General features: G+C 62.9%; 17 protein-coding genes. 9 read left to right on the forward strand and 8 right to left on the reverse strand.

Going from position 1 to position 16,961, the window contains the following annotated elements:
* The first annotated feature begins 1 nt into the window (after position 1).
* Complete coding sequence (locus Q7V31_RS04665) at positions 2–856, forward strand: universal stress protein (RefSeq protein WP_304732676.1); 855 nt, start codon at positions 2–4, stop codon at positions 854–856.
* A 10-nt stretch (positions 857–866) separates the two neighbouring features.
* On the opposite strand, the gene Q7V31_RS04670 is transcribed toward Q7V31_RS04665, so the two are convergent.
* The 3 genes from Q7V31_RS04670 to thiS are packed head-to-tail and all read right to left on the reverse strand — an operon-like array spanning position 867 to position 2,402.
* Positions 867–1,640, reverse strand: coding sequence for a thiazole synthase (locus tag Q7V31_RS04670; RefSeq protein WP_370690643.1), 774 nt, complete (start codon positions 1,638–1,640; stop codon positions 867–869).
* 32 nt (positions 1,641–1,672) lie between these two features.
* Positions 1,673–2,179 (reverse strand): DUF805 domain-containing protein, encoded by a 507-nt coding sequence (locus tag Q7V31_RS04675; RefSeq protein WP_304732678.1) that lies wholly within the window; start codon positions 2,177–2,179, stop codon positions 1,673–1,675.
* Between the two features lie 22 nt (positions 2,180–2,201).
* Positions 2,202–2,402 (reverse strand): sulfur carrier protein ThiS, encoded by a 201-nt coding sequence (gene thiS / locus Q7V31_RS04680; protein ID WP_304732679.1) that lies wholly within the window; start codon positions 2,400–2,402, stop codon positions 2,202–2,204.
* Positions 2,403–2,688: 286 nt separating this feature from the next.
* Here thiS and aroQ point away from each other — a divergent pair, with 286 nt between their 5' ends.
* The 4 genes from aroQ (at position 2,689) to aat (ending at position 5,734) form a co-directional block, all read left to right on the forward strand.
* The gene (gene aroQ, locus Q7V31_RS04685; protein ID WP_304732680.1) at positions 2,689–3,147 is read left to right on the forward strand and encodes a type II 3-dehydroquinate dehydratase; all 459 of its coding nucleotides are present in this window, start codon (positions 2,689–2,691) and stop codon (positions 3,145–3,147) included.
* A gap of 77 nt (positions 3,148–3,224) precedes the next feature.
* Positions 3,225–3,671 carry an acetyl-CoA carboxylase biotin carboxyl carrier protein gene (gene accB, locus Q7V31_RS04690; RefSeq protein ID WP_304732681.1) on the forward strand — a complete coding sequence of 149 codons (447 nt, stop codon included), beginning with the start codon at positions 3,225–3,227 and terminating at the stop codon, positions 3,669–3,671.
* A 20-nt stretch (positions 3,672–3,691) separates the two neighbouring features.
* Positions 3,692–5,035: an acetyl-CoA carboxylase biotin carboxylase subunit gene (gene accC, locus Q7V31_RS04695; protein WP_304732682.1), complete on the forward strand. Its 1,344-nt coding sequence runs from the start codon at positions 3,692–3,694 to the stop codon at positions 5,033–5,035.
* Positions 5,036–5,083: 48 nt separating this feature from the next.
* On the forward strand, positions 5,084–5,734 hold the full coding sequence (gene aat / locus Q7V31_RS04700; RefSeq protein WP_304732683.1) for a leucyl/phenylalanyl-tRNA--protein transferase: 651 nt from the start codon (positions 5,084–5,086) through the stop codon (positions 5,732–5,734).
* Here the strand turns inward: aat and Q7V31_RS04705 are convergent.
* The 4 genes from Q7V31_RS04705 to Q7V31_RS04720 all read right to left on the reverse strand — a co-directional run bounded on the left by Q7V31_RS04705 (position 5,671) and on the right by Q7V31_RS04720 (position 7,673).
* Complete coding sequence (locus Q7V31_RS04705; RefSeq protein ID WP_304732684.1) at positions 5,671–6,087, reverse strand: DUF2155 domain-containing protein; 417 nt, start codon at positions 6,085–6,087, stop codon at positions 5,671–5,673. The two genes, aat and Q7V31_RS04705, sit on opposite strands and share 64 nt — an antisense overlap.
* Before the next feature lie 54 nt (positions 6,088–6,141).
* Positions 6,142–6,591, reverse strand: coding sequence for an outer membrane lipid asymmetry maintenance protein MlaD (gene mlaD / locus Q7V31_RS04710; protein ID WP_304732685.1), 450 nt, complete (start codon positions 6,589–6,591; stop codon positions 6,142–6,144).
* Between the two features lie 34 nt (positions 6,592–6,625).
* The gene (locus Q7V31_RS04715; RefSeq protein WP_304732686.1) at positions 6,626–7,024 is read right to left on the reverse strand and encodes an NADH:ubiquinone oxidoreductase subunit NDUFA12; all 399 of its coding nucleotides are present in this window, start codon (positions 7,022–7,024) and stop codon (positions 6,626–6,628) included.
* Positions 7,025–7,151: 127 nt separating this feature from the next.
* Entirely contained in the window at positions 7,152–7,673 is a 522-nt protein-coding gene (locus tag Q7V31_RS04720; RefSeq protein WP_304732687.1) for a response regulator, read from the reverse strand.
* Between the two features lie 426 nt (positions 7,674–8,099).
* On the opposite strand from Q7V31_RS04720, the gene Q7V31_RS04725 reads away from it, so the two are divergent.
* The 3 genes from Q7V31_RS04725 (at position 8,100) to Q7V31_RS04735 (ending at position 13,699) form a co-directional block, all read left to right on the forward strand.
* On the forward strand, positions 8,100–11,825 hold the full coding sequence (locus tag Q7V31_RS04725) for a vitamin B12-dependent ribonucleotide reductase (RefSeq protein WP_304733940.1): 3,726 nt from the start codon (positions 8,100–8,102) through the stop codon (positions 11,823–11,825).
* A 208-nt stretch (positions 11,826–12,033) separates the two neighbouring features.
* Complete coding sequence (locus Q7V31_RS04730; protein WP_304732688.1) at positions 12,034–12,543, forward strand: TetR/AcrR family transcriptional regulator; 510 nt, start codon at positions 12,034–12,036, stop codon at positions 12,541–12,543.
* A 4-nt stretch (positions 12,544–12,547) separates the two neighbouring features.
* Complete coding sequence (locus Q7V31_RS04735; RefSeq protein WP_304732689.1) at positions 12,548–13,699, forward strand: serine hydrolase; 1,152 nt, start codon at positions 12,548–12,550, stop codon at positions 13,697–13,699.
* Positions 13,700–14,072: 373 nt separating this feature from the next.
* Here the strand turns inward: Q7V31_RS04735 and Q7V31_RS04740 are convergent, their stop codons facing one another.
* A complete protein-coding gene (locus tag Q7V31_RS04740) occupies positions 14,073–15,962 on the reverse strand; it encodes an ATP-binding protein (RefSeq protein WP_304732690.1) in 1,890 nt (629 codons plus the stop codon).
* A 358-nt stretch (positions 15,963–16,320) separates the two neighbouring features.
* Between Q7V31_RS04740 and Q7V31_RS04745 the strand changes: the two genes are divergently transcribed.
* A complete protein-coding gene (locus tag Q7V31_RS04745) occupies positions 16,321–16,935 on the forward strand; it encodes an outer membrane beta-barrel protein (RefSeq protein WP_304732691.1) in 615 nt (204 codons plus the stop codon).
* Positions 16,936–16,961: the final 26 nt, after the last annotated feature.

Here is a 16,961-nt window from a genome sequence, read left to right on the forward strand (position 1 = left end):
AATGACACAGAAGATTATCGCGCTTGTCGATGGGTCTATCTATTCGCATAGCGTCTGCGCGCATGCCGCATGGATCGCGACGCGGACGGGCGCGGCCATCGAGGTGCTGCATGTGCTCGGGCGGCGCGAGAGCACGGAAGCGTCCGATCTCAGCGGCAGCATCGCCCTCGGCGCCCGCAGCGCCCTGCTGGCGGAACTGACCGCGCTCGACGAACAACGCGCCAAGCTGCAGCAGCAACGCGGACGCGCCATTCTTGAAGATGCAAAGGCCGTGATTGCCGAAGCGGGCATCGACAATGTCACGACGCGACTCAGGATCGGCGACATTGTTGAAACGGTCGCCGAAAGCGAAGCGACCGCCGACATGCTGGTGATCGGCAAGCGCGGCGAAGCGGCGGACTTTGCCAGGCTGCATCTCGGCTCGAACATCGAACGCATCGTCCGTTCCAGCCACAAGCCGGTCTTCGTCACCGCGCGCGCGTTCCGGCCGATCGAGCGCTTTCTGATCGCCTATGACGGCGGCGCAAGCAGCATCAAAGCCGTCGACCATATTGCGCACAGCCCGCTCTTTCAGGGGCTCGAGTGTCATCTGCTGATGGCCGGCGCGAGCACGCCGGACCTTCGCCGCAAGCTCGACGACGCCTGCGCCCCGCTCACTGCGGCGGGATATGAGGTAAAGGCCTTCGTCGCGGAGATGGCGCCCGAAACCGCCATCGCGGAGCATGTGGCGGCCCAGCAGATCGGCCTCGTCGTGATGGGCGCCTATGGCCACTCACGCATCCGCAGCCTGATCATCGGCTCGACCACGACCGAGATGATCCGTTCCTGCAAGGTGCCGGTGGTGCTGTTCCGCTGAGGTGGGGCGCTTAGATAAGCCCGCCCATCGGCGATGACGGATCGGCGTACAACTTCTTCGGCATCCGCCCCGCGAGGTAAGCCAGCCTACCCGCCTCCACCGCCAGCTTCATCGCGCGGGCCATCCTGATCGGGTCCTTGGCTTCGGCAATCGCGGTGTTCATCAGCACGCCGTCGCAGCCGAGTTCCATCGCAACAGCCGCGTCCGATGCCGTGCCGACGCCGGCGTCGACCAGCACCGGGACTTTCGACTGTTCGACGATCAGGCGGATGTTGATCGGGTTCTGGATGCCGAGGCCGGAGCCGATGGGGGCGGCGAGCGGCATGATCGCGCAGCAGCCCATCTCTTCCAGTTTCTTCGCCATGATCGGATCGTCGGTGCAATAGACCATCACCTCGAAGCCGTCCTTCAGCAGCGCTTCCGCCGCGCGCAGGGTTTCGATCATGTCGGGATAGAGCGTCTTCTTATCGCCCAGCACTTCGAGCTTGACGAGGTTCCAGCCGCCGGCCTCGCGCGCCAGGCGCAGCGTGCGCACCGCGTCGTCCGCCGTGTAGCAGCCGGCGGTGTTCGGAAGGTAGATCACCTTCTTCGGGTCGATGAAGTCGACCAGCATCGGCTCGTTCGGATTGGTCACGTTGACGCGGCGGACGGCGACCGTGACGATTTCGGCGCCGGCCGCTTCGACGGCGGCGGCGTTCTCGGCGAGGTCTTTATATTTGCCGGTGCCGACAATCAGGCGCGACTTCAGCCGGCGCCCGGCAACGATGAAGGGATCGTCGTCCACATTCGGCGTTTCGATGCGCTTGGCGGCTTCCGTCACTTTACCAACTCCTGATTACCTGCCGCTGCAGTTGTATCAGCGGCTCCCGTCCCTGAAAACTGAGCATCGGGCAGATGCTCTTCAAGGGCGTCCCACGGGTCGGGTCCATAATCGTTCTCGCCCAGGGTTCCAGACACGAAGTTCAACTCAATGGAAAGCCAGGCGAACATGCCAAGCCCGACAAGCGCCACAACGATACCCAAGCCTCCGCCCATATATATCCCCAGGCTCGCGCATCCAATCCCGCCGACATACATGGCGATCATCCACCAGATGGAATGATCGCGATCATGCGCGCGCTTGGCGGTGACTGCGAATGCGGGCCACAAAGTGAGAACCGCGAATATCGTCCCGACCATTGCGACATTGACGCCCTGCTGCTCTGCAACAGCCAGCGCGATGGAAATGGCGACGAAGGGCAAGTTGAATCTCACCCAATAGTCGAAAAGACGCACACGCCCCTTGAGAGAAAAAAGAAACCAGCCCCACTGAAATCGCGGCATGTCGCCCCCACCCCGTTGTCCCCTAACCACCGCCGACAAAATTGACGATCTCCAACCGGTCGCCATCCCTCAGCGCCACCTCGCCATAGGCCGAGCGCGGGACGATTTCGAGGTTGCGCTCGACGGCGATCTTGGCGGCGGGCAGGCCGAGCTTGCCAATCAGGCCGAGCACCGTCAGCGGGCCCTCGAGCTCCCGCAATTCGCCGTTCACCGTCAGTTTCATGCCTTCGTTAACGCCTTTCCCGTTCGCCCGGATAATGGGTGAGCGGGAAGCCGACTTCAAGACGCCTTCCGCCCTCCACAGGACGCACATAGCCCCAAGCCTTTTACAGGCCCCGCAGTTTGCGTATAAAGAGACGCCGCGATTCGGGGATATGAGAGGTTGCGGCGGGGACCACAATTTCGCCTATTTGCGGCCCTAGAGCCTGAGCCTCGCGCCCCCGGGGTTACGGAAAGCCACCCCGCCCCGACGACCGCCCTTGAAGCCGCCAGAAAGCCCGCCCGACCGCATGGCAAAAGCAAGCTCCAGCAAGGCCTCGAAGCCGGTGTTCGTGCTCAATGGGCCGAACCTCAACCTGCTCGGCCAGCGGGAGCCGGAAATCTATGGCTCGACGACGCTGGCCGAGATCGAAAAACAGGTGAAGGCCAAGGCCAAGACGCTCGGCCTCGCCGTCGATTGCCGGCAATCGAACCATGAGGGCGAACTGGTCGACTGGATCCAGGAGGCGCGGACCAAAGCCTGCGCCGTGATCCTCAATGCGGGCGCCTATTCGCACACCTCCATCGCCATTCACGACGCGCTGGCGACGCTCGACATTCCCGTCGTCGAGGTCCACATCTCCAATGTCTACAAGCGCGAAAGCTTCCGGCACCATTCGACGATCTCGCCGGTCGCCACCGGCGTCATTTGCGGGCTCGGCACCATCGGCTATGCGCTGGCGCTGGAAGCGATCAAGTCCAGACTGTAATTCTGCAATTCGACCGAGGAACCAGCGACGTGGCAGCACCCCGCCCCACCGGCAAAAACGGAAGCAAGAAGAGCGAGATGAGCAAATCGGGCGTCGATCAGGAACTGATCCGGCAACTGGCCGCTCTCCTCAAGGAGACCGAGCTCAGCGAAATCGAGATCGAGACGGACAATCTGAAGCTGCGCGTGTCGCGGCAGGTGCAACAGGTGTCGGCGCATTTCGCCGCCGCGCCGGCCGCGCCCGCATCGGTGGCCGCTGCAGCGCCGGCGCCCGCCGATGCCGCCTCGCATCCAGGCGCCGTGGCCTCGCCGATGGTCGGCACAGCCTATCTGGCAGCCGAACCCGGTGCGGCGCCCTTCATCGCCATCGGCACAACGGTCAAGGAAGGCCAGACGGTGCTGATTATCGAAGCGATGAAAACCATGAACCACATCCCTGCCCCGCGCGCGGGCAAGGTGACCGCGATCTTCGTGGAAGACGGACAGCCGGTCGAGTTCGGCGAGCCGCTTCTCGTGATCGAATAGGCAGGGGCCGGGCCAACGACATGTTCGAAAAGGTCCTCATCGCAAACCGCGGCGAAATCGCGCTGCGTATCCATCGCGCCTGCCGCGAGATGGGCATCAAGACGGTCGCCGTGCATTCGACGGCGGATGCCGATGCGATGCATGTGCGGCTCGCCAATGAAAGCGTCTGTATCGGCCCGCCGGCCGCCAGCGAGAGCTATCTCAACATTCCCGCGATCATTTCGGCCTGCGAAATCACCGGTGCCGATGCGGTCCATCCCGGCTACGGGTTTCTCTCCGAGAATGCGCGCTTTGCCGACATTCTGAAGGCGCATGGCATCACCTTTATCGGCCCGAGCGGCGACCATATCCGCCTGATGGGCGACAAGATCCAGGCCAAGACCACTGCCCGGTCTCTCGGCATCCCTTGCGTGCCGGGGTCGGACGGCGCCATCACCACCGACGAGCAGGCCTACAAGGTCGCCGAGGAGACGGGCTATCCGGTTCTGGTCAAGGCGGCGGCCGGCGGCGGCGGGCGCGGCATGAAGGTGGCGCGCTCGCGCGACGAAATGTCGAGCGCCCTTTCGACGGCGCGGGCCGAAGCCAAGGCTGCTTTCGGCGACGATGCGCTCTATATGGAGAAGTATCTCGGCCAGCCGCGCCATATCGAAATGCAGATCATCGCGGACAGCCACGGCAATGTGGCGCATCTGGGCGAGCGCGACTGCTCGCTGCAGCGCCGGCACCAGAAGGTGCTCGAGGAATGCCCCTCGCCCGCCCTCAACGACACGCAACGCGAGAAGATCGGCGAGATCGTCCGCAACGCCATCGCCAAGCTCGGCTATCTCGGCGTCGGCACGATCGAGTTCCTCTATGAGGAAGGCGAGTTCTATTTCATCGAAATGAATACGCGCTTGCAGGTCGAGCACCCGATCACCGAGGCCGTGACCGGCATCGACATTGTGCGCGAGCAGATCCGCATCGCGGCCGGGCTCGAAATGAGCTTCACGCAAGCCGACGTCACCTTTTCCGGCCACGCCATCGAATGCCGCATCAATGCCGAGGACCCGAAGACCTTCATGCCCTCACCCGGCACGATCAAGGACTTCCACACGCCGGGCGGGCTTGGCGTGCGCGTCGACAGCGCGGCCTATTCGGGCTACCGGATTCCGCCCTATTACGACAGCCTGATCGGCAAGCTCGTCGTGCATGGGCGCAACCGCAATGAATGCCTGATGCGTCTCCGGCGAACGCTGCACGAATTCGTGATCGACGGCATCAAGACGACGATTCCGTTGTTTCAGGATCTCGTCAACGAGCCCGATTTCATGAATGGCGAGTACCATATCCACTGGCTTGAAGATTTCCTCAAGAAGCAATCCTGACGCCGGCAAGCTTCGCACTCGCGCCGGAGATGACGCGGACGGACGGCCATGAGCGATATCAACGCCGATGTTCTGTTGCGCGCCTATGCTTTTGGCGTGTTTCCGATGGCGGAATCGCGCGACGATCCGGATCTCTACTGGATCGATCCCGAGCAGCGCGGCATCCTGCCGCTTGACGGCTTTCACGTTTCCAAGAGGCTCAGGCGGCGCGTCCGTTCCGGCGTTTTCGATGTCCGGGTCGATACGGCGTTTCGCGAAACCATGCTCGGCTGCGCCGATACCGCCCCCGGCCGCGACGGGACCTGGATCAACGACCGGATCATCTCACTCTATTGCGAGCTACATGCGCGCGGAAACGCGCATTCGGTCGAAAGCTGGCGCGACGGCAAACTTGTCGGCGGGCTCTACGGCGTTTCGATCGGCGCGGTCTTCTTCGGCGAAAGCATGTTCAGCCGCGAAACCGATGCCAGCAAGGTGGCGCTGGTGCATCTCGTGGCACGGCTCGTCGCCGGCGGCTACAAGCTGCTCGACACGCAGTTCGTCACGGAACATCTGCGACAGTTCGGCGCCATCGAAATTTCGCGCGATGCCTATCGCGCACGGCTCTCCGAGGCGACGTCAGCGCAGGCGGATTTCTATTCGTTGCCCGCGGGGGCCTCGCCGCTCGAATTCCTGCAGTCAACCACCCAGATGTCGTAGACGGGATGTTCGAGCGCGTTGAGGCCGGGACTTTCAGCGTACATCCAACCTTTGAAAATGGCATGCGGCTGCACCTCGCCGGTGCCGGGGTCGAGTTGATGAACCTCAACATAAGCGGCCGTACGCGGTGTCTCTTCGGGCGGCGCCTTGTGACAGGCCCGCACCAGCACTTCGAGGGCGCCATAGCGCTGCGGCGTATCGACGGTAGCGGCGAAACTCGTGGCGCGGGCGGTGATCTTGTCGAGGCCGCTGAATATGGCGACCGTGTATTTCTCCGCATGGGCGGGCGCCGGCATAAACATCAGCATCGCGACGACGGTCGCGCATGAAGCCGAAAATCCTGAATAACGCATCGGCATTTCCCTGACGGGTATTGTTACGGGCTCATACGGAGCCACGGACGAAACCTATTCGCCGCCGCCCGTCGAGAAGACAGCCTGGCCGATCAATCCCATCAGATCGACCGATCCTTGCGTGAACATGATCTGGCTGCCATCGGCCAGATAGTCGAGGCTGCCGCCTGGCGTCAGCGAAATGTAGCTGCCGCCGAGCAGACCGTCGCTGGCAATCTTGGCGCTGGTGTCGTCGGGAATTTTGACATTGCGCGCGAGATCGAGGGTGACGACCGCCTGATAGGTGTCCGTGTTCAAGCGCTGCGAAACGACGGTGCCGATCTTGATGCCCGACAGACGCACATCCGAACCATTGGCCAGGCCATCGACGGCGCTGAACTCGGCGGTGACCTTGTAGCCGGCGCTGCTGCGCATGCCCGACGTCGTGTAGCCGTAAAAAAGAAAGAGCGCGGCAACGACGACAACGATGGTGCCGATCAGGGTTTCGACGAGATTGCTTTGCATGTCAGTCCTCGGAAAATCGGTTTCGGGGCCGCGCCTATTCGGGCCGCCACGCCTGATAGTCGCCAGTGGCGCCGGGGCGGTGGCCGCCCTTGTGCAGGCTGCCTTGGGGGCGCCATGCCCGGGAAGTGCCGGTGAGGTTGGGCACATGCGGCTTTTCCCACTCATGTGCGACATAGCCGTCTTCAGTGGGCGGGACATCGACCGTGTGATGGAGCCAGCCGTGCCATTCGGGCGGCACGCGCGATGCTTCGGCAAGACCGTTATAGATCACCCAGCGGCGCACATAACCGTCGATGGCGGTGCCGTCCTTCGCCTCAAAATAGCGGTTGTCCTGTGCATCCGTGCCGACAAGACGGCCCTTGCGCCACGTGTAGAACCGGGTGCCCATGGTCTGTCCGTTCCACCAGGTGAACACTTCCTGCAGCAGCGTCATGGGCAAACTATCCTGTTGTACGGGCACGCAAAATCGCATCACCCGACCGATTCCGGCAAGGCCGGAATCCGCGCCGAATATGACACCCGTTGGAAGGATGGTCCAGACCGAAGGAAGCGCCGGGGCGTCAGTCGATCGCCCAGGTCCTGATCTTTTCGGTCTTGCCTCGCCGCATCGCGCTGTCTTGGATGATCATCGGCTGGCGGTAGATGTTGCCGGAGACCTCGAATTCACGGTCGTCGTTGAGAACCCAGCCGATACGGTGAAGGAGGCTCGACGGCGTCACCGGCTTCACCAGGAGATGCGTCGCGCCGATCTCGAAGGCTTCGGTGATCAGGGAGCGCGAGGCGTGGCCGGTCAGGACGATAATGGGGGTAAAACAGACCGGCTCATTGCCGACGGCGCGGACGCGGCGGATGAACTCACGGCCGTTCATCGGCTGCATTTCCCAATCGGAAATCACCAGATCGATGTCGTAAATATCCAGCTCGGCGAGGCCCTCGGTACCGTCATGGGCCTGACGCATATAGGTCACCCCAAAGGTATTCAGCATGGTGCGCAACAGCAGCCGCATGCTGCCATTGTCATCCACCATGAGAATCCTCAGGTCTTTCAGTTCCTTGCCGAACGCCTTGCTGAGCTCACCCACGCTGATCTCCACGGGTCCCGGGTGAAAGAGGTAGAGGCATTGATAACCGATTCCGGGTTGCGGCTTTGTTAACCGCCGATTCGGGGTGGCCACTTACCAGATATCGCGGGCAGGAAGGCCTGTCCTGCCTACATCTTGTGACGAGTGCTTGACGGGGCATGGTCATCATCCCTAGGATTTCATCTCCCCTCATGGGGCGAGGCGAGAGACAGGCGGACACCCGAAAAGAGCCACGGCTCGGCGACGAAAGCTCAACGGAATCAACCCTTTAGAAGGGGCGTTCCGGGCGGCGCGGCGCAACGGAAAGCCATGCCCGGGCGGCATGTCGCGACCATGCAAAAAGCATGGTTCGGCATGATGCGCGGACCATCTCCCGACCCCGCCCGCGAGGGCCAGGTGGGCGAAGTCGAGGAACCGGGGGTCAGGATGCGTATCCAGCGTTGTTTCACTGTCGAGGGGCAGTCGCCTTATGAGGGCGTCCCCTTCCGGACGACGGCCAGCGAGATCCGCAATCCGGACGGCTCGGTCGTGTTCCGGCTGCAGGACATCGCGGTCCCCGCCGAATGGAGCCAGGTCGCCTGCGACGTGCTGGCGCAGAAATATTTCCGTAAAGCCGGCGTTGCCGCCGTGCTGAAGCGGCTGCCCGAAGACGGCGTTCCCGAATTCCTGTGGCGGCATGCGCCCGACGACGAGGCGCTGGCGGCGCTCCGGCCCGAAGACCGCTTCGGACCCGAGATGGACGCCCGCCAGGTGTTCGACCGGCTGGCCGGCGCCTGGACCTATTGGGGCTGGAAGGGCGGCTATTTCGACGGCGAGGCCGATGCGCGGGCCTTTTTCGACGAGTTGCGCTTCATGCTGGCGGCGCAGATCGCGGCGCCCAACTCCCCGCAATGGTTCAACACCGGGCTGCACTGGGCCTATGGCATCGACGGCCCGGCGCAAGGCCATTGGCGCACTGACCCCGACACGGGCGTGACGGCGCGGACGGAGAGCGCCTATGAATTTCCGCAGCCGCATGCCTGCTTCATCCAGAGCGTCAATGACGATCTCGTCAACGAGAACGGCATCATGGATCTCTGGGTGCGGGAAGCGCGGCTGTTCAAATACGGCTCGGGCACCGGCTCCAATTTCTCGGACCTCAGGGGCGAAGACGAAAAGCTGTCGGGCGGCGGCAAGTCGTCGGGGCTGATGAGCTTCCTCAGGATCGGCGACAGGGCGGCCGGCGCGATCAAATCCGGCGGCACGACGCGGCGCGCCGCCAAGATGGTGATCGTCGATGTCGACCACCCGGACATCGAGGCCTTCATCGACTGGAAGGTGACCGAAGAGCAGAAGGTGGCCGCGCTCGTCACCGGCTCGAAAATCAACCGCAAGCATCTCAATGCGATCATGCGCGCCTGCGTCAATTGCGAGGCCGATGGCGATGCCTGTTTCGACCCGAAAAAGAACCCGGCGCTGAAGCGCGAAATCATCGCGGCGCGGAAAGCGCATGTGCCCGAAAACTATGTGCAGCGCGTGATCCAGTTCGCCAAGCAGGGCTATGACGAAATCGACTTCAAGGTCTATGACACCGATTGGGACTCGGAAGCCTATCTGACCGTGTCGGGGCAGAACTCCAACAACACGGTGCGGGTCAGCGACGATTTCCTGCGCGCGGTGGAAGACGATTCCGAGTGGACGTTGACAAGCCGGCTGAACGGCAGCGCCACCAAGGTGCTCCCGGCGCGCGAATTGTGGGAGAAGATCGGTCACGCTGCCTGGGCCAGCGCCGATCCCGGCATCCAGTTCCACACCACGATCAACGACTGGCACACCTGCCCGGCTTCGGGCCCGATCCGCGCCAGCAATCCGTGTTCGGAATATATGTTCCTCGACGACACGGCCTGCAACCTCGCCTCGCTGAACCTGATGCAATTCCGCGAGAGCAATGGCCGCTTCGACGTCGAGGCCTTCGAACACGCGGTCAAGCTGTGGACCATCGTGCTCGAAATCTCGGTGCTGATGGCGCAGTTCCCGAGCCGCGAGATCGCCGAACGCTCCTATCGCTTCCGCACGCTCGGCCTCGGCTTCGCCAATATTGGCGGGCTTTTGATGTCCTGCGGCATCTCCTACGACTCCGACGAAGCGCGCGCGCTGACCGGCGCGATCAGCGCCGTGATGACCGGCGTTTCCTATGCGACCTCGGCGCAGATGGCCAAGGAGCTCGGACCTTTCGCGGGTTATGCCGACAACGCCGAACACATGCTGCGCGTGATGCGCAATCACGCCCGCGCCGCGCATGGGCTGACCTCCGGCTATGACGGCCTCAACGTGGCGCCGGTGCCGCTCGACGCCGCCAATTGCCCGCAGCCCGATCTCGTCGATCACGCGCGCGCCGCCTGGGACCTCGCCGTGTCGATGGGCGAGCGCAATGGCTATCGCAATGCGCAATCGACCGTCATCGCGCCGACCGGCACGATCGGCCTCGTCATGGATTGCGACACGACCGGCATCGAGCCCGATTTCGCGCTGGTCAAATTCAAGAAGCTCGCCGGCGGCGGCTATTTCAAGATCATCAACCGCGCCGTACCGCAGGCCCTGCGCACGCTCGGTTATGACGACGCGGCAATCGCCGCCATTGTCGACCATGCGGTCGGCAAGGGCACGCTGGCCGGCGCGCCGGGCGTCAATCACGAGCGCCTGCGCGCCCGCGGTTTCACCGATGAAAAGATCGAGGCGATCGAGGCGGCGCTGGCCACTGCCTACGACATCCGCTTCGTCTTCAACAAATGGCAGATCGGCGAAGACTTCTGCACCGGCGTGCTCGGCCTCGATGCCGAGGAGACCGACAATCTCGATTTCGACATGCTGGGGGCGCTCGGCTTCACCAGGGCCGAAATCGACGCCGCCAATATTCATGTCTGCGGAACGATGACGCTGGAGGGCGCGCCGGGCCTGAAGCCCGAACATCTCGCCGTTTTCGACTGCGCCAATCCTTGCGGGCGCACCGGCACGCGGGCGCTGTCGGTCGAAAGCCATATCCGCATGATGGCCGCCGCCCAGCCCTTCATCTCGGGCGCGATCTCGAAGACCATCAACATGCCGAATGCGGCCAGCGTCGAGGATTGCAAGGCGAGCTACATGCTGTCCTGGAAGCTCGCCTTGAAGGCCAATGCGCTTTACCGCGACGGCTCGAAGCTGTCGCAGCCCCTGAGCGCGCAACTGATCGAGGACGAGGACGGTGAGGCGGAGGAAAGCGCCGTCGAAACGCTGGTGGCGCAACCGGCGCAGGAGCGCGCCCGCATCGTCGCCGAGCGCGGCGTGGCGCAGCTTGTCGAGCAGGTGAAAGCGGCCGAGCAGCGGCGCGACAAGCTCCCCGACCGGCGCAAGGGCTACACGCAGAAGGCGCTGGTGGGCGGCCACAAGGTCTATCTGCGCACCGGCGAATATGACGACGGCAAGATCGGCGAAATCTTCATCGACATGCACAAGGAGGGCGCCGCCTTCCGCAGCCTCATGAACAATTTCGCCATCGCGATTTCGCTCGGGCTGCAATATGGCGTGCCGCTGGAGGAATATGTCGAGGCCTTCACCTTCACGCGCTTCGAGCCGGCGGGTCTCGTGCAGGGCAACGACCGGATCAAGAACGCGACCTCGATCCTCGATTATGTGTTCCGCGAACTCGCCGTCTCCTATCTCGGCCGTTCCGATCTCGGCCATGTCGATCCGAAGGAAATGGCCTTCGACGCGATGGGCGGCGGCGCCGACGAGGGCAAGGCGCCGGTCCCCGCCTCCACCGTGGTCAGCCCCGGCTATACGCGCAATGCGCAGATGGGGAACCTCTATCTGGTGCGCGGCGGCGCCGCGGCGGTGGCGCGGGCCGACGTCGCCGAGGCGGTCGCCGCGCCGGCGATGCGCGAGCAGACGGTGAAGGCCGAAGTCATGGCTGCCGGCGCGCTGATGCGTTCGGGCAAGGGCGAGACTTACGCCGCCGTCGCCGCCAGCGCCGTCAGCGTTTCATCGGGCGGAAGCGGCGGCATCAGCCGCGTCGCCGAAGCGCGCATGAAAGGCTATGAGGGCGAGGCCTGCGGCGAATGCGGGAATTTCACGATGGTGCGGAACGGCACCTGCCTGAAATGCGACACATGCGGCGGAACCAGCGGCTGTAGTTGAGGCACACAGACAACGAGGTTTCACCCCGTGCAGGGTGCTCGAGACTCTTTTGCCACCTCGGGACTTTCGGCTGACGCTTGACGATTTCACTTGAAGACGTTTATTGTCAAAGTTGACAATATTCGTTTTCGTGAGAGATGCGATGGCACGGCCAAGGGTTGGCGAGGAGAGGCGAGAGGAAATTCTCGCAGCGTTCGAGACGTGCGTCGTGCGTAAGGGATTCGCCAAAACCACACTGATCGACGTTGCGGAACAGGCAGGCCAACCGCGTTCGCTGGTGCGCTATTTCATCGGCAACCGGGCGGATATGGTGAGCGCACTGATCGATCGGCTGCTTGAGCGCGGCGAGGCGCAGTTCAGACAATTGCCCTCGGACGGCACGGCCGGGCAGGCGCTTGACCTGGTGCTCGACACCGTCTTTGCCGACTACACGACCAATATCGTCATCATGGAATTGTGGCATCTCTCGATGCGCGACGCGCAACTCCGCGCGCGGCTGGCGGCGCTTTATGAGCGTGTGATCTCGGAAGTGGCAGCGCTCATCACGGACGATGAGACGTCCGGTCGGGACCGGGCCTTTGTCGCTGTGTCGCTGGCGTTCGGCGCGGCCTTTTTCCGCCATCTCGGTCTTGCACCTCATGCGCCGGACACCGTCCGTGCGGCGGCCCTTCATGTGGCGACCCGTCCTTTTGTCACCCCTGCAAAAACCGGAATCTGACGCCATGACCGACAAGCACATTACCGATCTCGCCCTGTTCACAGGCAAACCCCAATATGAGAATTTTTCCCGCTTCAAGGAGATGCTGCCTGTCTCCCGCATGGCGGCGTCCTCAGCGCCATATCAATTTGCGGATGGCCAGACGATCGCCTTGCCTGCGACCTATGCGTTCGAAGGCGAGGAGCGGTCATCGGACACTTTCCTCACGGAAACCGACACGTCCGCAGTGCTGGTGCTCAAGGACGGCGCAGTTCGCCATGAGCTTTACCGGCTGACCGGCGGGCGCGATGTGCAGTGGATATCATGGTCGGTGGCCAAGAGCTTTGTCTCGGCGCTGGTCGGCATCGCGGTCGCCGAAGGTCATATCCGCGGGATCGGCGACCCGATCAGCGACTATATCAGCGTCGAGCCCGGTTCCGCCTATGACGGGGTGCGTATCAAGGACGTGCTGCAAATGTCCTCCGGCGCGCGCTGGAACGAGGACTATACCGACACCGGTTCCGACGTGCACCGGCTGGCCGCAGCGATGGCGGGCGTAATGCCGCTCGATACCTTTGTCGCGACGATGGTTCATGAGGCGGAACCCGGCACTATCTGCCGGTACAATAGCGGTGACACGCAGGCGCTGGGCGGCCTGCTGGTCCGCGCGACGGGCCGCTCGCTGACCGATTACATGCGCGAGAAGCTCGTCGAGCCGCTCGGCTTTGAATCTGATGCCTATTGGTTGATCGATGGCGTGGGGATGGAGATGGCCTTTGCGGGTCTCAACGTCACCGCGCGCGACTTTGCCAAGCTGGGAGAGCTCTATCGCAACCATGGCCGCTGGGACGGAAAGCAGATCGTGCCGGAAACCTGGGTCCATGCCTCTGTGCGGGCGGATGCGCCCGCTCATCAGCCGGGCCAACCCATACTCGCCGATCACCCGCTCGATCTGGGCTATGGCTATCAATGGTGGCTTCCGAATGGCGATCGCGGCGAATTCAGTGCAATCGGCATCTACAACCAGCTGGTCTATGTCGATCCCTCGCGCGGCGTGACCATCGTCAAGCTGTCCGCCAATCCGGCCTACGGCACGAGCATGGATGAGCGCACCAATCGCGAGATGGAAAATATCGCCTTCTTGCGCGCTATCGCGGCGTCTTTTGACATCCAATAAGGGAAAATCGCCCCACGATCTTTTCCGCCATTTTCGACCGCTTGCGTCTGCCAGCCATCGGCTCGGTCAACATGTTGCGGCATGTCAGGACAGGCCATGTCGATGCCCTTCAGACCCGAAAATAAACTTATCCCCGTCCCCTGTTCCGCCCCCATATTAAGTCCACTCGCTCCACCGAAGGGCGCGTCCGGACTGGCCGAATGCGTGGAGAGGGTGTCGCGGTCCTGCGGTTTGTGGTGCCAGACCACATTCTCCGGGAGGTCCGAATTGTGAGCCGGACATAACGACCCGGGGACGCCACCGCCGATAAAAGCGGCTGGAGGTCATGGCTGGTTGGTCGGAACATAAATCCGCGGCGCGCGGGGCGCGCCCGTCAACCGAGATGTTTTGCGAGGGTCTCCAGCAGGGCCGCCGGGCGGAAAGGTTTGCCGATGTGGTCATCCATGCCGACCTCGAAACAGGCCTCGCGGTCATGCGCCATGGCATTGGCGGTGAGCGCCAGTATCGGGATCGCGACGCCCATTTCGCGCAGCTTGCGTGTGGCGGTCAGGCCGTCCATCACCGGCATCTGCAGGTCCATCAGGATGAGGTCGAAGGTTTCGTTCTGCATTTTCTCCACCGCCGCCGCGCCATCGAAGACGAAGGTGGTGTCGATGCCCGCGAGGTCGAGCACGGAGCCGATGACCTTGCGGTTTATTTCATTGTCCTCGACGACGAGCACACGGCGGCCGGCCAGCGCGGATGCGGCATGTTTCCTGCCGGTCTCGCATGCCGCCGGCGCGGCGCCGGGTGCGAGCGGCAATTGGACGCTGAAGACGGAGCCCCGCCCCGGTTCGCTCCTGACATCGATCTTTCCGCCCATCGCTTCCACGAGACGCGAAACGATGGCGAGGCCGAGCCCGGTGCCGTCCATCCGCTGGGCGTCCTCATCATTCGCTTGCTCGAACTCCTTGAAGATGAGGCCGATCTTGTCCGCCGGAATACCGCGCCCGGTGTCACGCACATGCAGGACGAGATCGAGCCCGCTATCGGTAGAGCGCGTTTCCGCGGCAAGCGAAACCTCGCCCGTATCGGTGAACTTCACCGCGTTGCCGATGAGATTGAAGAGAATTTGCGAGATGCGGTCAGGGTCGCCTTTGAGCCAGACGCGTGCCGACAGCGGCAGCACGGCATTGAAGGCGAGGCCCTTCGCCTCCGCGCGCGCCGCCATCATGTCGCAGACATTGCGCAGAAGCGTCTCGGCATAAAAGTCCTTCTTCGCGATCTCGACCCTGCCCGCCTCGAGCTTGGCCATGTCGAGAACATCGTTGATGATGGAGAGCAGCATTTCGGCGGAACTGCGCGCGGTGTTGATGAGCGAAAGCTGGTCACCGCTGACGCCGCTTAGTTCCAGCATGTCGAGCATGCCCATCACACCAGTCATCGGCGTGCGGATTTCGTGGCTCATGGACGCGAGAAAGGAGTCCTTTGCCGCACTGGCGTGTTTCGCTGCGTCGCGGGCAGCAACAAGTTCGACGGCAATCCGCTTCTGCGCGGTAATGTCCTGGATTTGCGAGACGAAATAGAGCGGCTCTCCCGCATCCGTGCGCAGGATGGCGACCGCAAGGTGGACCCAGATGATTTCGCCATCGCTGCGGAAGTAGCGCTTTTCCATCTGATAGGTATTGCGCTTTCCCTCGATGCATTCGTGGAGGAGGTCGAGGTCGCTCTCCAGATCGTCCGGATGCGTGATATCCTGAAAGGTGAGTTTGAGGAGATCTTTCTCGCTGTATTGAAGCATGTCGCAGATGGCGTCGTTGACCTGGAGCCAGCCGCCGTCGAGGCCGACAAGCGCGATCCCGTGCGCGGCGCCCTTGAGCGCCATGCGAAAGCGCAGATCGCCCTCGGCATTCGACAGTTCGCCCGAGCAATCCTGCATCAGCCCGCGAACCGTCGTCCCGCTGCGCTCCGTGCAGAGGATGCGGACGCGGATCGGGCTGCCGGGCAGAGCGAAATCCTCCGTCACGGTGCTGCCCGCGGCGCAGCTTTCCAGCCAGCGACGCAACTGCGTCCTGGCCGGCAACTGCGCGTCGTGCGCGAGACTGAGACGGCGCGCAACATTGCGCGTGTCGAAGGTCGGCGAATGAAGTTCGAGATGCTGCGTGAGCAGATCGTAGGACCAGCGGCCGAGGCCGAATGCCTCGACGACAAGGCCCATCGCCCCGTCCGGCGTGTCGCCGACAGGCTGGTGTCCGGCGGCGGGGTCCGGTCTGGGCGGGTGCATTGGAATTCCGATGATTGTCCGAAGCCGGCTGGATGGCGTTGTCTCTTCGCCTACTATTAACGCGAGGGCGTTAACCCGATCTTGCCATTGGGGCGCCCGGTTTCTTTTTTTGTCCCGAACGACCCGACCGAAAGCGGCCACGATTGTGCTTTGCGCGCCGGAATTTTCGACATTCCGGCTGTTTCTGCCGGTTTGTGTTATTGCGCCGCAATAAGTAAACACGCCGGAATGCCGCCATTGGACTGTCTCTGGATTGCCGCAGTCGCCGTCTCGACCAGCATTTACCAAAAAAGTTCGTTGACCGTCCCACCCTGGCACAACATAGAATTGGCGTTTCATCGATTAGGGGGGTAACCAGATGAAGACCTTCACCACAGCTGCCGCAGCGGCAGTACTGCTTGGCGCCATGTCGGCACCGGCCTTTGCCGAAGGCGGGCTCTATGGCAAGCTTTCGGCCGGCGCGCTCATTCTCGACGATGTCGGCGGCAATGTCGGCGGCCCGCCCGTCTCGATCAGCTTCGATACCGGCTGGACCGTTTCCGGCGCCATCGGCTCGCAGATTAACGAGAATTTCGCCATCGAGGGCGAGCTCACCTATCTGACTGCCGAGTTCGACCAGGGTACAGCCCTCGGCGTCAGCGTGCCGATCGACGGCACACTCACCTCCATCCTCGCCATGCTCAATGCCAACCTGCATCCGATGGCGGGCAACAGCTTCGATCCCTATGTCGGTGCCGGCGTCGGCGTCGCCTTCTCCAACACCGACATCAAGTCCGTGGGCGGCGTGCCGGTCAATGCCGACGACAGCAGCGAAGATCTGGCCCTGCAGGGCACGGCCGGCCTCAACATGGCGCTCGGCGGCGGCACCAAGATCGGCGCCCAGTACCGCTATATCTGGACCGATACCGGCGGCGGCGGCGTGGACAACATTACCGGTCACGCCTTGACGCTGCATCTGATCGCAGCTTTCTGAGCAAATCCGCTTGAGAAACGACATGG

This window comes from Parvibaculum sp., assembly GCF_030651915.1.
Taxonomy (GTDB): domain Bacteria; phylum Pseudomonadota; class Alphaproteobacteria; order Parvibaculales; family Parvibaculaceae; genus Parvibaculum.